Origin of the sequence: Petrotoga sp. SL27, assembly GCF_002924605.1 — a bacterium.
GTDB lineage: Bacteria > Thermotogota > Thermotogae > Petrotogales > Petrotogaceae > Petrotoga > Petrotoga sibirica.
The window spans coordinates 1-253 of sequence record NZ_JAIP01000038.1 but is presented as its reverse complement, the minus strand read 5'-3'; the positions used below and the strand labels follow the sequence as shown (position 1 = coordinate 253).

Below are 253 nucleotides of genomic sequence, written 5' to 3'. Positions count from 1 at the left end.
CTCAGAAGAACTCAAAAACCAGATGGACAAGATACAAACAAGCACGGAAGAAACGGCAGGAAACGTAGAAGAAGTAACGTCAGGGGTAGACGAAGTAGCAAGGGCGGCACAAGGTGTATCCCAAGATGCGCAAAGGCTAAGTGAAGAAGCAGATGAAACAAGTAAAGCTGCAGAAGAAGGAAGCAAAACGATAGAAAGCATAAGTCAAGCTGTGAAAGAAGCGGTAGAAAGGACAAAAGAAAGTCAAAAAGAA

1 pseudogene is annotated in these 253 nt (G+C 43.5%); it reads left to right on the top strand.

Going from position 1 to position 253, the window contains the following annotated elements:
* Positions 1 to 22 precede the first annotated feature (22 nt).
* Positions 23 to 253: pseudogene (locus tag AD60_RS09950) on the top strand (methyl-accepting chemotaxis protein); the annotation flags it as partial.